General features: G+C 74.5%; 13 protein-coding genes and 1 pseudogene. 4 read left to right on the top strand and 10 right to left on the bottom strand.

All coding sequences use genetic code 11. The features are described from left to right. On the bottom strand, positions 1-2,006 hold a 2,006-nt coding region (locus B0E53_RS24885; RefSeq protein ID WP_107078268.1), incomplete at its 3' end, for a bifunctional [glutamine synthetase] adenylyltransferase/[glutamine synthetase]-adenylyl-L-tyrosine phosphorylase. 1 nt (position 2,007) lies between these two features. Beyond that, positions 2,008-2,778 carry a type 1 glutamine amidotransferase gene (locus tag B0E53_RS24880; RefSeq protein WP_107078267.1) on the bottom strand — a complete coding sequence of 257 codons (771 nt, stop codon included), beginning with the start codon at positions 2,776-2,778 and terminating at the stop codon, positions 2,008-2,010. A 65-nt stretch (positions 2,779-2,843) separates the two neighbouring features. Between B0E53_RS24880 and B0E53_RS24875 the strand changes: the two genes are divergently transcribed. Continuing rightward, positions 2,844-3,773, top strand: coding sequence for an LD-carboxypeptidase (locus tag B0E53_RS24875; protein WP_107078266.1), 930 nt, complete (start codon positions 2,844-2,846; stop codon positions 3,771-3,773). 73 nt (positions 3,774-3,846) lie between these two features. On the opposite strand, the gene B0E53_RS24870 is transcribed toward B0E53_RS24875, so the two are convergent. Beyond that, the gene (locus B0E53_RS24870; RefSeq protein WP_107078265.1) at positions 3,847-4,731 is read right to left on the bottom strand and encodes a virginiamycin B lyase; all 885 of its coding nucleotides are present in this window, start codon (positions 4,729-4,731) and stop codon (positions 3,847-3,849) included. A 180-nt stretch (positions 4,732-4,911) separates the two neighbouring features. Here B0E53_RS24870 and B0E53_RS24865 point away from each other — a divergent pair, with 180 nt between their 5' ends. After that, the gene (locus B0E53_RS24865; RefSeq protein WP_107078264.1) at positions 4,912-5,376 is read left to right on the top strand and encodes a hypothetical protein; all 465 of its coding nucleotides are present in this window, start codon (positions 4,912-4,914) and stop codon (positions 5,374-5,376) included. 136 nt (positions 5,377-5,512) lie between these two features. On the opposite strand, the gene B0E53_RS24860 is transcribed toward B0E53_RS24865, so the two are convergent. The 4 genes from B0E53_RS24860 to glnA all read right to left on the bottom strand — a co-directional run bounded on the left by B0E53_RS24860 (position 5,513) and on the right by glnA (position 8,565). After that, positions 5,513-5,884 carry a VOC family protein gene (locus B0E53_RS24860; protein WP_107078263.1) on the bottom strand — a complete coding sequence of 124 codons (372 nt, stop codon included), beginning with the start codon at positions 5,882-5,884 and terminating at the stop codon, positions 5,513-5,515. A gap of 97 nt (positions 5,885-5,981) precedes the next feature. After that, positions 5,982-6,674 carry a YafY family protein gene (locus B0E53_RS24855; RefSeq protein WP_107078262.1) on the bottom strand — a complete coding sequence of 231 codons (693 nt, stop codon included), beginning with the start codon at positions 6,672-6,674 and terminating at the stop codon, positions 5,982-5,984. Positions 6,675-6,706: 32 nt separating this feature from the next. After that, positions 6,707-7,132, bottom strand: a complete 426-nt coding sequence (locus B0E53_RS24850) for a DUF350 domain-containing protein (protein WP_107078261.1) — start codon at positions 7,130-7,132, stop codon at positions 6,707-6,709. Positions 7,133-7,215: 83 nt separating this feature from the next. Then, positions 7,216-8,565, bottom strand: coding sequence for a type I glutamate--ammonia ligase (gene glnA, locus B0E53_RS24845; RefSeq protein ID WP_107078260.1), 1,350 nt, complete (start codon positions 8,563-8,565; stop codon positions 7,216-7,218). A gap of 151 nt (positions 8,566-8,716) precedes the next feature. Here glnA and B0E53_RS24840 point away from each other — a divergent pair, with 151 nt between their 5' ends. Beyond that, positions 8,717-10,477: an NAD+ synthase gene (locus B0E53_RS24840; RefSeq protein ID WP_107078259.1), complete on the top strand. Its 1,761-nt coding sequence runs from the start codon at positions 8,717-8,719 to the stop codon at positions 10,475-10,477. Between the two features lie 132 nt (positions 10,478-10,609). Beyond that, a complete protein-coding gene (panB, locus tag B0E53_RS24835) occupies positions 10,610-11,455 on the top strand; it encodes a 3-methyl-2-oxobutanoate hydroxymethyltransferase (protein WP_107078258.1) in 846 nt (281 codons plus the stop codon). A gap of 47 nt (positions 11,456-11,502) precedes the next feature. On the opposite strand, the gene B0E53_RS24830 is transcribed toward panB, so the two are convergent. The 3 genes and pseudogenes from B0E53_RS24830 to B0E53_RS24820 all read right to left on the bottom strand — a co-directional run. Then, positions 11,503-11,946, bottom strand: a complete 444-nt coding sequence (locus B0E53_RS24830; RefSeq protein ID WP_107078257.1) for a VOC family protein — start codon at positions 11,944-11,946, stop codon at positions 11,503-11,505. Between the two features lie 28 nt (positions 11,947-11,974). Beyond that, positions 11,975-12,673, bottom strand: coding sequence for an NADPH-dependent F420 reductase (npdG, locus tag B0E53_RS24825; RefSeq protein WP_107078256.1), 699 nt, complete (start codon positions 12,671-12,673; stop codon positions 11,975-11,977). Positions 12,674-12,745: 72 nt separating this feature from the next. After that, a pseudogene (locus tag B0E53_RS24820) lies at positions 12,746-12,899 on the bottom strand (RNB domain-containing ribonuclease); the annotation flags it as partial.

Raw genomic sequence — 12,899 nt, 5'->3', positions numbered from 1 at the left:
CCGGCCCGGCTGAGCACGTCGGCGCAGGCGAGCCGGACCAGTTCGCGGCGGCGCAGCGCGCGTACGGCGCGGGTGGCCTCGACGGGGTCGCCGTGCCGGGTCGCCGCGGCCGTGAAGCCCTCGCCGAGCACCTCGCGCGGGCGCGGCGTCAGCTCGGTGTCCTCGGCCAGCAGCCGCAGCGCCTCCGGCTCGCGGGCCAGCAGGTCGGCGGCGTACCGGGAGGAGGAGAGCACCCGGGCCAGCCGGCGGGCCACCGGGCCGGAGTCGCGCAGCAGCCGTAGGTACCAGGGGGTGCTGCCGAGCTTGTCGGAGACCTGCCGGTAGTTGAGCAGCCCCCGGTCCGGCTCGGGCGCGTCGGCGAACTCGCTGAGCAGCACCGGCAGCAGGGTGCGCTGGATGGCGGCGGTGCGGCTCACCCCGCCGGTGAGCGCCTGGAGGTGACGCAGCGCCCCGGCCGGGTCGGCGAAGCCGAGGATCTCCAGCCGGTGCCGGGCCGCCTCCGGGGTGAGCCGCAGCCCCTCGGCCGGCACCCGGGCCACCGACTCCAGCAGCGGCCGGTAGAGCAGTTTGGCGTGCAGCCGGCGTACCTCGGTGGCGTGGGTGACCCACTCGGCGCGGAACTCCTCGACGGCGCTGCGGCCCGGGGTGGCCGCGTGGCCGAGCGCGGCGGCCAGCCAGCGCAGCGCGTCCGGCTCGGTCGGCACGGTGTGGGTGCGGCGCAGCCCCTGGAGCTGGAGCCGGTGCTCGACGCCGCGCAGGAAGCGGTAGCCGCGCAGCAGCGCCTCACCGTCGGCGCGGCCGACGTAGCCGCCGGCGACCAGGGCGCGCAGCGCGGGGATGGTGCCGGGCGCCCGCAGCGACTCGTCGCCCCGGCCGTGCACGAGCTGGAGCAGCTGGACGGCGAACTCGATGTCGCGCAGCCCGCCCGGGCCGCGCTTGATCTCGCGTTCCAGCTCCTTCGGCGGGATGTTGTCGATGATCTTCCGGCGCATCGACCGGACGTCCTCGACCGCCTCCGGCCGTTCGGCGGCGGTCCAGACCAGCGGGGCGAGCGCGTCGATCCACTCCCGGGCCAGCGCCAGGTCACCGGCCGCCGGCCGGGCCTTGAGCAGCGCCTGGAACTCCCAGGTGCGGGCCCAGCGGCGGTAGTAGGCCAGGTGGCTGGCGAGGGTGCGGACCAGCGGCCCCCGGTTGCCCTCGGGACGCAGCGCGGCGTCGACCGGCCAGGCGACCAGCCCGCAGACGTGGATCAGCCGGGTGGCGACCAGGGTCGCGGCCGCGAGGTCCTCGTCGGCGGCGGCGACGAAGATCACGTCCACGTCGGAGACGTAGTTGAGCTCGTCGCCACCGCACTTGCCCATCGCCACCACGGCCAGCCGCGGCCGGGCCGTGCCCTCCGGCAGCTCGTCCACGGCGATGTCGTAGGCGGCGGCCAGGGTGGCGTCGGCGAGCCCGGAGAGCGCCGCCATGGTCTGCTCCAGCCCGCGCCCACCGGTCAGGTCGGCCGCCGCGATCCGCAGCAGCGCCAACCGGTACGCCTGCCGCAGCACCGGGATCGGGCCGGTGGCGGCGGTCAGCCGGGCGGCGGCGGCCAGGTCGAGCCGGCCGTCGGCGCGGGGCGCGAGCCCGTCCGGCTCGGTGGCCAGCACGGTCCACTGCCGCGGGTTGGCCACCAGGTGGTCGCCGAGCGCCGAGGAGGCGCCGAGGACCGCGACGAGGCGGCGGCGCAGTCCCGGGTCGGCGGCGAGCGCGTCCAGCACCGCAGGCTTCTCACCGGTACGCCGTTCCGCCTCGACGAGTCGGTGCAGCTGGCGCAGCGCCAGGTCCGGGTCGGCGGCCCGGGACAGCGCGGCGAGCAGCTCGCCGGCCGCCTCGTCGGCGGGTTCCTGCTCCTCGGTACGCCACAACCCGAGCCCGTCCGGGCCGAGCAGGTCGGCCGCGCGCGCCCCGCCGTCGGCCTCGGCGAAGCCGTAGCGGGCCAGGCGTCCCCGGGTCGGTCGGGTCATCTCAGTGCCCGAGCAGCGGCAGGCTGGGGCGGGGGACGGCGGCGTCGTCCAGCTCGCCGAGGGCGAGGGCGGCGAACCGGATGGCGAACGGCTGCCAGACCTCCTCCACGTCGGCCATCACCCGGTCGCAGGCGGCCACCACCAGCTCCGGGTCGTAGCCCAGCTCGGCCAGCAGGTCGGAGTCGCGAGCCCAGTCGGCGATCATCGCGGTGTCGCACTCGATGTGGAACTGGAGCCCCCAGGCCCGGTCGCCGAGGCGGAACGCCTGGTTCGGGTAGCGGGTCGAGGCGGCCAGCAGGGTGGCCCCGTGCGGCAGCTCGGTGATCTCGTCGGAGTGCCACTGGAGCACGTCCGGCATCAGCGGCACGTACCGGAAGAGCGGGTCGGTGTCGGCGGCGTCCCGCTTGCCGACCACCGCGGGCCCGACCTCGGGCCCGGACGGGCTGCGCTCGACCTGCCCGGCGTGGGCGGCGGCCAGCAGCTGCCCGCCGAGGCAGACGCCGAGGGTGGGGATCCGCTGCCGGACCGCCTTGCGCAGCAACCCCTCCAGCGCCGGGAACCAGGGCGCGCCGGGGCTCCCGTCGGCCAGCGGGTAGGCCTGCTGCTCGCCGCCGAGCACCACCAGCGCGACGTACCCGTCGAGGTCGGCGGGGAGCTCGTCGCCGGCGTGCGGGCGCAGGACCCACAGGTCCAGGCCCCCTTCGGTGAGCCACTCCCCCAGGCGGCGGAGGTCGTCGGTCGGGTCGTTCTCGATCACCAGCGCGGTCGCCACGACGTCGAGGCTATCCGGTGCGCCCGACCACGGTCGGTCCGGCTCGGCCGCACTAGGCTCCCGTCGTGCCCACCGACGACTGCCTGCGCCCACCGGTCCTGCGTCCCGGCGACCAGGTGATGCTGGTCTCGCCCTCCGGACCGACCCGCCCGGAGCGGGTGGCCCGCGGCATCGAGCTGCTCACCGGCTGGGGGCTGCGCCCGGTGCCCGCCCCGAACGCGTACGCCCGCCAGGGCTACCTGGCCGGCGCCGACGAGCTGCGGGCCGCCGACCTGAACACCGCGTTCGCCGACCCGGAGATCCGCGGGGTGATCTGCACCCGGGGCGGCTACGGCGCGCAGCGGGTGGTGGACCTGATCGACATGGCGGCGGTCCGCCGCGACCCGAAGGTGGTGGCCGGCTTCTCCGACATCACGGCGCTGCAGTTCGCGCTCTGGCGGGGCGCCCGGCTGGCCGGCGTGCACGGCCCGGGCGCGGCGTGGCGGGACGACCGCACCCCGCTCCGCTCGGCGGAGTCGCTGCACGCCGCGCTGATGACCACCGAGCCGGTGACCGTCGAGGCGGTGAAGGAGGAGGAGACGTACCCGGTCCGGGTGCCCGGCCGGGCGGAGGGGCGGCTGCTCGGCGGCAACCTGTGCCTGATCACCGCGTCCATCGGCACCCCGGACATGCCCGACCTGACCGGGGCGGTGCTGCTCGTCGAGGAGGTGCAGGAGCCCCCGTACAAGGTCGACCGGATGCTCACCCACCTGCGTCGCTGCGGCGCCCTGGACGGGATCGCCGGGGTCGCGGTGGGCCAGTTCACCGAGTGCGCCGACGGCTGGGACACCACGATCACGGACGTGCTCGCCGAGCGCCTCGGCGACCTCGGCGTCCCCGTCCTCGGCGGCCTTCCCGTCGGCCACGGCCCCGATCAACTGACGGTCCCCGTGGGCACCCCCGCCGTCCTCGACGCCACCGCCGGCACCCTCACGGTCTCCCCCGCCGTCCGCTGACCCCGGCCGCCCAGGTCGATCATGGGATTGGCGGCAGTTTGAGGAGCACTGCCGCCAACCTCATGATCACGGGCTAGGGGGCGAGGCGGGCCACGGCGCCGATCTCCAGGGCGATCCAGACGGTGCCGTCGGGGGTCACCGTGAGGCCGTGGGGTTCCGACCCGGGGGTGGGGAGGTCGTGGCCGGTGATGCGGCCCGCCTTGTCGACGTGGCCGATCCGGTTCGCGCCCCACTCGGTGAACCAGCAGCCCCCGGCCGGGTCGGCGACGATGGCGTGCGGGCGGGCCGTGCGGTCGGGCAGCGGGAACTCGTCGATCCGCCCGTCCGGGGTGATCCGGCCGAGCTGACCGGCGGCGATCTCGACGAACCAGAGCGCGCCGTCACCGCCGAGGGTGATGCCGACCGGTCCGGCGGCCTCCGTGGGCAGGGGGTGCAGGGTCACCTGGCCGTCCAGGGCGACCCGGGCGATCGCGTTCGCCTGGTTGAGGGTGAGCCAGAGCGCGCCGTCCGGCCCGGCGGCCAGCATCGACGGGAAGCCCTTCGCGACCGGCAGCGCGAAGGTGGTCACCGCCCCGTCGACCGTGACCCGGCCGACGGTGTCGTCGCCCATCCCGGCGTACCAGAGGGCGCCGTCCGGGCCGACGGCGAGGCCGCACGGCGCGGTCCCCGGCGGGAGCGCGACGGAGCTGGTCTGCCCGTCGACGGTGATCCGGCCCAGCCGGTGGTCACCGGAGCGGGTGTACCAGAGCGCGCCGTCCGGGCCGGCGGTGATGATCAGCGGCCGGCTCTCCGCCGGGTCGGTGAGGTACGTCCGCACCTCGCCGTCCGGCCCCACCCGGGCGACGCCACCCGTGCCGGCCAGCGTCAGCCAGAGCGCGCCGTCCGGGCCGGCGGTGATCCCGTACGGCCCCGAGCCCGGTTCGGACAGCTCGATCTCGCGGATGGAGGGGTTCGTCATGCGGCTTCGCCTTCCGTCGGTGACCGGCCCACCCTGCCGCCCACCGCATGCCCTCGCAACTGGTTTGTCCCGGTTCTCGGGCGCGATTGCCAGCGCGCTGACAGGTTCGCCACGGGTCGCGCCCAGCTACGCCGGTCACTGTCGGTGACGTCATCGCACCACCACCCAAAGGAGAACCGCATGATCCGCAGGATGTCGAGGAAGCACCTGCTGGCCGGCCTGGCCGCCGCCGGGGTGCTCGGCGTCGGGATCGCCGCCCCGACGGTGGCGCTCGCCGACGACAAGAGCCCGAGCCCGGCCCCGAGCGCCAGCACGAGCACCGACCAGGGCACCGATCGGCAGCAGCAGCGGGCCGACCGGCAGGCCGGGTTCGCCGAGGCGCTCGCCAAGGAGCTGGGCGTCCCGACCGACAAGGTCACCGCGGCGCTGGAGAAGCTGCGCGAGCAGCGCCAGGCCGACCGGCCCGGGCGGCCGTCGACCGAGAACCGGCAGGCCGCGCTGAAGGAGCGGCTGGACCAGGCCGTCAAGGACGGCAAGCTCACCCAGGAGCAGGCCGACGCGGTGCTGAAGGCCGCCGAGGCCGGCGTCTTCCCGGGCCCGGGCGGCCACGGCCACCGGGGCGGGGACGGCCGCTTCGGCAGGTGACCCGGGTGGCCCCGCCGACTCCTCACCGGCCGCACCTCCCTCCCGGCCGGCTTTCGCTCCCCGGCGGGGCACCCCGTGACCCGGGGCTTCGGGTGCGTTTGTTGTCGTCAGGACGGCAACAAACGCACCCGAACGCTCATCCGGCGGCGGGCGGGGTGAAGACGCCGATGTGGTTGCCCGACGGGTCGAGCAGGTGGGCGAAGGTCAGCCCGCTCGGCGCGGTACGCAACGGCACCAGCACCTTGCCCCCGGCCGCCTCGGCCCGCCGGCACGTCTCGGCCACGTCGGTGACCTCCGCGTAGAAGATCGCGTAGTTCGGGGAGTCGCCGTTGGTGGCGCGGATCGCACCCCCGATCCCCTGCTCCCCACCGGCCGTCGTCTGCCGGTACGACGCCCCCGGGCCGCCCTGCTCCTCGAAGGTCCAGCCGAACAGGTCGGCGTAGAAGCGCTCCACCTCCGCCGGGCGGTCGGAGCCGATCTCGAACCAGGTGACGGGCGTGCTGGACATGCTTCCTCCTGTGGCTCGCGCCGGCCGGTCGGCCGGCGTCGTCAGGAGTCAGCCTCGGCGACCTCCGCGACACCGTCCTGTCGGTGTTTCCACCGGATCACACCAGGCTCAGTGGACGGACCCGGCCGGCGGGGATGTCCAGGTCGTCGGGGCGCAGTTCGCGGGTCACCGGCTCGGCGAGCGGGCGCACCGAGACGATCCGGTCGGTGCGGAAGCAGCGCAGCCCGTCGCGCAGCCGGCACCAGGCGACCAGGTACCAGTGCGTCGGGTTGCCCAGGTAGGCCAGCGGCTCCACCTCCCGCGCCGAGACCGCGCCGGCGCGGTCGGCGTACCGCAGGCGGAGCACGCGGCGGGCGGAGACCGCGTCGGCCACGGCGGCCGGGACGGGCGTGGCCGGCCCGCCGCCGATCAGGTGCACCCGGCCGGCGAGCCGGTGCGCCTCGGCGGCGTCGGCGGGCGGCATCACGGCGACCAGCTTGCGCAGCGCCGCGCCGGCGGCCGGGGCGAACGGCGTGCCGCCCAGCCGGTGCAGCGCGACGGCCATCGCCACCGCCTCGCCCGGGGTGAGGTTGACCGGGGGCAGGGTGCGGGCCCGGTCGATCACGTAGCCACCGGTGCGGCCCGGCTCGGCCCAGATCGGCACCCCGGCGCCCTGCAACGCGGTGATGTCCCGCTCGATGGTGCGGGTGCTGACCTCGAAGCGCCCGGCCAGCCAGCGGGCGCTGCGCGGCCGGGGCGACACCGCCCGCAGCTCCTCGACGAGGGCGTAGAGACGGTCGGTGCGGTTCACGCCCGGAGGCTATGCCCCGGGTACGACAGGGCTCAGGCGATGCAGGCGCAGACGATCAGCGCGGCGCCGAAGTGGGTGGCCGCGCTGACCCGGGCCGCCGGGTGCGGCTCGTCGGCGCAGATGACCTCGCCGAGCCGGCCGGGGGTGAGCAGGTCCAGCACGAAGAAGGCCAGCGCCATCACGAGCAGGCCGACCAGACCGAAGATCACGGTGGAGGCCAGCCCCTTGCCGAAGTCGCTGTAGCTGGTGAGGATCGCGGTGAAGACGATGCCGGCGATGCCGAGCTGGTTGGCGGCGAGCAGCAGCGCGGCGTTGCCGTTGCGGCGCACCCAGATCAGCTCCCGCAGCTTGCCGGGGGTGAGCAGGTCGACCAGCAGGAAGCCGGCGGCCATCAGCGCCACCCCGACGACCCCGAACACGATGCTCTGCCAGGCCCCGCTGAGCAGATCCTCCAGCACCGAACGCCTCCCCGGGCTCCGCGCCGCCCGACGCGGTGCCGGGGGCGGTGCCGCAGACGATAGCGGCACCGCACCACAGTGATCTAGAGCGACAGGTAACGCTGCCGCTCGTAGGGGGTGACCTCGCGCCGGTACTGCTCCCACTCGGCGCGCTTGTTGCGCAGGAAGAAGTCGAAGACGTGCTCGCCGAGCACCTCGGCCACCAACTCGGAGCCGGCCATCACGTCGATCGCCTCGGCCAGGTTCTCCGGCAGCGCCTCGTAACCCATGGCGCGGCGCTCGGCGCTGCTCAGCGACCAGACGTCGTCCTCGGCGCCCGGCGGCAGCTCGTAGCCCTCCTCGATGCCCTTGAGGCCGGCGCCGAGCATGACCGCGAAGGCCAGGTAGGGGTTGGTCGCCGAGTCCAGCGAGCGGACCTCGACCCGCGCCGAGTTCGGCTTGCCGTAGGCGGGCACCCGGACCAGCGCCGACCGGTTCAGGTGACCCCAGCAGACGTACGCCGGGCTCTCGGTGATCCGGTCCGGCAGCGCCAGCGGGAAGAGCCGCTTGTAGGAGTTGACCCACTGGTTGGTGACGGCGGTGTACTCGCGGGCGTGGGTGAGCAGGCCGGCGATGAACGACTTGGCCACCTTGGAGAGCTTCATCGGGTCGCCGGCGTCGTGGAACGCGTTGCGCTCCCCCTCGAACAGCGACAGGTGGGTGTGCATGCCGCTGCCCGGCTGGTCGGTGAAGGGCTTCGGCATGAAGCTGGCCTGCACGCCGGTGGAGAGCGCGACCTCCTTCACCACGTGGCGGAAGGTCATGATGTTGTCGGCGGTGGTCAGCGCGTCGGCGTAGCGCAGGTCGATCTCCTGCTGGCCGGGAGCCACCTCGTGGTGGCTGAACTCCACCGAGATGCCGATCCGCTCCAGCGCCAGCACCGCCTGCCGGCGGAAGTCGCGGGCCACCGCGTGGGTGGTGTGCTCGAAGTAGCCGCCGGTGTCCACCGGGGTCGGCAGCGAGCCGTCCTGCGGGCCGTTCTCCAGCAGGAAGAACTCGATCTCCGGGTGGGTGTAGAAGGTGAAGCCCTTCTCGGCCGCCTTGGACAGCGCCCGGCGCAGCACGTGCCGCGGGTCGGCCCAGGACGGGCTGCCGTCGGGGAGCAGGATGTCGCAGAACATCCGGGCGCTCTCGCCGCTGACCCCGCCCTCGAACGGGAACACCTGGAAGGTGGTCGGGTCGGGCATGGCCACCATGTCGGACTCGAACACCCGGGCGAAGCCCTCGATGGCCGAGCCGTCGAAGCCGATGCCCTCCTCGAAGGCCGCCTCCAGCTCCGCCGGGGCCACCGACACGCTCTTGAGCGTGCCGAGCACGTCGGTGAACCACAGCCGGACGAACCGGATGTCCCGCTCTTCCAGCGTACGGAGGACGAACTCCTGCTGACGGTCCACTTCCACCCCTCGTGACACGTACGTCCGAACCGGCCGGGCCGGCCCGGCCTGACCGCCGAGTCTCCACCGGGCTCGTTACGCCGACGTTACGCCCCCGGCGTCTCCCGCGTCCGGTCGGATTCCGCGCCTGCCGCTGGGGCAAGATGAGGGCATGCCCACCCTGCGTCTCGCCCTGTGCCAGGTCGACCCGACGGTCGGCGACATCGCCGGCAACGCCGAGCTGGTCCGCGCCTGGACCCGGAAGGCCGCCGACGCCGGCGCCCAGCTCGCCCTCTTCCCGGAGCTGATGCTGACCGGCTACCCGGTCGAGGACCTGGTCTTCCGCCGGTCCTTCGTCGCCGCCTCGCGGGCCGCGCTGCACCGGCTCGCCGCCGACCTGGCCGCCGACGGCCTGGGTGACCTGCCGGTCCTGGTGGGCTACCTGGACGCGGACGGCCCGCCGCAGGTCAGCGCCGACGCTGAGCCGGGCAAGGGGGCCCGCAACGCGGCCGCGCTGCTGCACGGCGGGGCGGTGGTGGCCACCTACTTCAAGCACCACCTGCCCAACTACGGCGTCTTCGACGAGGACCGCTACTTCGTCTCCGGGGACGCGCTGACCGTGGTCCGGATCGGCGGGGTGGACGTCGCGCTGACCATCTGCGAGGACCTCTGGCAGGCCGGCGGCCCGTTCGCGGTGGCCCGGCACGCCGGCGTCGGGCTCGTGCTCAACATCAACGGCTCGCCGTACGAGCTGAACAAGGACGACATCCGGCTGCCGCTGGTCCGCCGCCGGGCGGCCGAGGCGGGCGCCGCCATCGCGTACGTGAACATGGTCGGCGGCCAGGACGAGCTGGTCTACGACGGCGACTCGATGATCGTCGACGCGAACGGCACGCTGCTCGCCCGGGCGCCCCAGTTCGTCGAGCACCTGCTGGTGCACGACGTGGACCTGCCGCCGGCCAAGGAGCCGGTCGACGGCGAGCAGGTCGCCGACGGCATGCGGATCGTCCGGGCCAAGGTCAGCGACATCCTTCCCCCGGCGCCCGTGGGCGAGGTCGCGGTCGGCGGGATCATCGCGCCGGTCGCCGACGAGGCGGAGGTCTGGCAGGCGCTGGTGGTGGGCCTGCGCGACTACGTCAACAAGAACCGTTTCCCGTCGGTGGTGCTCGGCCTCTCCGGCGGCATCGACTCGGCGGTGGTGGCGGCGCTGGCCGTCGACGCGCTCGGCCCCGACCGGGTGGTCGGGGTGTCGCTGCCCAGCCAGCACTCCTCCGAGCACTCCCGCGCCGACGCCGAGGAGCTGGCCAAGCGCACCGGCCTCGACTTCCGGATCGAGCCGATCCAGCCCATGGTGGACACCTTCCTGGCCAACATGTCGCTCGCCGGGGTGACCGTGGAGAACCTCCAGGCCCGGGTCCGTGGCGTGATCCTCATGGCGCTGTCGAACCAGGAGGGCCACCTGGTCCTCACCACCGGCAACAAGAGCGAGTTGGCGGTCGGCTACTCCACCCTGTACGGCGACTCGGTGGGCGGCTACAACCCGGTCAAGGACGTCTGGAAGACGCTGATCTGGCGGCTGGCCAAGTGGCGCAACGCCGACGCCGAGCGGCGCGGCGAGACGCCGCCGATCCCCGAGAACTCGATCGGCAAGCCGCCGTCGGCCGAGCTGAGCCCCGGCCAGCTCGACAGCGACAGCCTCCCGGAATACGACGTGCTCGACCCGATCCTGATCGGCTACGTCGACGGCGACCTGGGGCGGGAGGGCCTGGTCGCGTCCGGCCACGACCCGGCGATCGTGGACCGGGTGCTGCGGATGGTGGATACCGCCGAGTACAAGCGCCGGCAGTCCGCCCCCGGCACCAAGATCTCCATCAAGGCGTTCGGCCGGGACCGGCGGCTGCCGATCACCAACCGCTGGCGCGAGGACGGCTGACCCGATCCCGCCGGCCGGCCGGCCGCCGGGAGTGAAATGCTCCACTCCGCCCTGCCCCCGGCCGGTGTCCCGGTGCGACGATCACGGCGGAACCCGGGGACCGCGAACGCGGCCTCGAGGAAGGAGAGAGTCATGGTGGAGTCCACCCCGACCGAGGTGACCGCCCTCTACGGCGGGCCGGCCACCCGACGGGTCCGCACCCGCGACCTGATCGCCGCCAAGGAGCGCGGCGAGCGCTGGGCGATGCTCACCTCGTACGACCAGTACACCGCCTCGATCTTCGACCAGGCGGGGATTCCGGTGCTGCTGGTCGGCGACTCGGCGGCGAACAACGTGTTCGGCTACGAGACCACCCTGCCGGTGACCGCCGAGGAGCTGCTCCCCCTGGTCCGCGCGGTGGTCCGGGCGACCCGGCAGGCGCTGATCGTCGGCGACCTGCCCTTCGGCTCCTACGAGGAGGGGCCGACGCAGGCGCTGCGGACCGCGGTGCGGTTCATGAAGGAGGGCGGCTGCCACGCGGTGAAGCTGGAGGGCGGCCGGCGCTGCGCCGCCCAGATCGAGGCGATCGTCGGGGCGGGCATCCCGGTGATGGCGCACATCGGCTTCACCCCGCAGAGCGAGCACACCCTGGGCGGCTACCGGGTGCAGGGCCGGGGCGACACCGCCGACGAGGTGATCGCCGACGCCCGGGCGGTGGCCGAGGCGGGCGCCTTCGCCGTGGTGCTGGAGATGGTGCCCGGTGAGGTGGCCAAGCGGATCACCGCCGAGCTGCGCATCCCCACCGTGGGGATCGGCGCCGGCCCGGACACCGACGGGCAGGTGCTGGTCTGGCAGGACATGGCCGGGCTGCGCACCGGCCGGGCGCCGCGCTTCGTCAAGCGCTACGCCGACCTGGCCGGCGCGCTGACCGACGCCACCCGCCGGTTCGCCGAGGAGGTGCGCGGCGGCGAGTTCCCCGCCGCCGAGCACACCTTCTGACCCGTGGACGGGGCGGCGCGGCTCCCGGGCCGCGCCGCCCGCACGGGTCAGACCACGCAGAACTCGTTGCCCTCGGGGTCGGCCAGCTGCACCGAGTAGTAGCCGTCGTCGGGGTCGTCCATCGTGCCGAGCACCCGCGCGCCCCGGGCGGTCAGCCGGGCCACCTCGGCGTCAACGCGGGGCCGTCGCTCTGCCACGGGCACCGCACGCCCGCCGCCGACCTTCAGGTCGATGTGCAGCCGGTTCTTGACGGCCTTCGCCTCGGGAACCGGCTGGAACCAGATCCGCGGGCCCGCGCCGGTCGGGTCCTCCAGCCGGTCGGCGCAGTCGCCGTCGCCGAGTTCCTCGGGTGGGATGCCGACCGAGAGGTACCAGTCCCGCCAGGTCGGGTGCCCGTCGGGCGGCGGCTGCGGCCGGTAGCGCAGCGCCTCCGCCCAGAACGCGACGAGCCGTGACGGCTCCCGACAGTCGATCACCAGTTGCCATTCCATGCGGCGATGGTGCCGCACGGGTACGACGTCACAGGTCGGTGACGCGGATGCCGGCGTGCGCCTTGTAGCGCTTGTTGATCGCGATGAGGTTGGCGGTGAACGCCTCGATCTGGTGGGCGTTGCGCAGCCGGCCGGCGTAGATGCCCCGCATCCCCGGGATCCGGGCGGCGAGCGCGGCGACCACCCCGACCAGGTCCCGGTCCTCGGTGCAGATCAGCACGTCCAGGTCGATCCGGTCGACCTCCGGGTCGGCCAGCAGCGGCGCGCTGACGTGGTTGAACGCGGCGCAGACCCGGGAGTCGGGCAGCAGGCCGGCGGCCTGCTGCACGGCGCTGCCCTCGGGCACGGTCAGCGCGTACGGGCCCTGCTTGTCGAAGCCGAGCGGGTTGACGCAGTCGATGACGATCTTGCCGGCGAGCGGGGCGGCCAGCGCCGCCACGACGGCGGCGTGCCCGTCCCACGGCACCGCGATGATCACCACGTCGCTGCGGCGGGCGACCTCGTCGTTGTCCGCGCCGGCGACCGTGGCGCCGGCCGGCACGCCGGGCAGGGCCGCGATCTCGGCGGCGGCCTGGGCGGCCCGGTCGGCGGCGCGGGAGCCGATCAGCACGGTCTGCCCGGCCCGGGCGAACCGGTAGGCGAGCCCCCGCCCCTGGTCGCCGGTGCCACCGATGATGCCGACGGTCAGCCCGGAGACGTCGGGCAGCGTGGTCGCGTCGTAAGCCATGCGGTCATCCTCGCAAAGGTCTCCGTCCGGCAGCGCGGCCGGGCGCTGTGACAATCCCCGCGCTCCGGCGCCTCACGCCCGCTCGAAGGCCACCTTGCGCTGGGCCGGGTCGGCGGCGGTCAGGCGGACCCGGACGCGCTCGCCGAGCGGCAGGTCACCGGTGCAGCGGCCGCGCACCGGCGGCTCGTCCAGGGCGACGGTGCCGCCGGGCGGGCGGCCCGCCCGG

The sequence above is a fragment of the Micromonospora sp. MH33 genome (genome assembly GCF_003013775.1).
Taxonomy (GTDB): domain Bacteria; phylum Actinomycetota; class Actinomycetes; order Mycobacteriales; family Micromonosporaceae; genus Micromonospora; species Micromonospora fulviviridis.
Note: the sequence above shows the minus strand (reverse complement) of the source record. Positions and strands in the feature narration are given on the sequence as shown.

Coding starts and splice junctions, on each gene's coding strand:
- npdG (WP_107078256.1), bottom strand. CDS start 12,673: ATGGCTTACGACGCGACCACGCTGCCCGACGTCTCCGGGCTGACCGTC.
- B0E53_RS24865 (WP_107078264.1), top strand. CDS start 4,912: ATGATCCGCAGGATGTCGAGGAAGCACCTGCTGGCCGGCCTGGCCGCC.
- B0E53_RS24860 (WP_107078263.1), bottom strand. CDS start 5,884: ATGTCCAGCACGCCCGTCACCTGGTTCGAGATCGGCTCCGACCGCCCG.
- B0E53_RS24840 (WP_107078259.1), top strand. CDS start 8,717: ATGCCCACCCTGCGTCTCGCCCTGTGCCAGGTCGACCCGACGGTCGGC.
- B0E53_RS24830 (WP_107078257.1), bottom strand. CDS start 11,946: ATGGAATGGCAACTGGTGATCGACTGTCGGGAGCCGTCACGGCTCGTC.
- panB (WP_107078258.1), top strand. CDS start 10,610: ATGGTGGAGTCCACCCCGACCGAGGTGACCGCCCTCTACGGCGGGCCG.
- B0E53_RS24870 (WP_107078265.1), bottom strand. CDS start 4,731: ATGACGAACCCCTCCATCCGCGAGATCGAGCTGTCCGAACCGGGCTCG.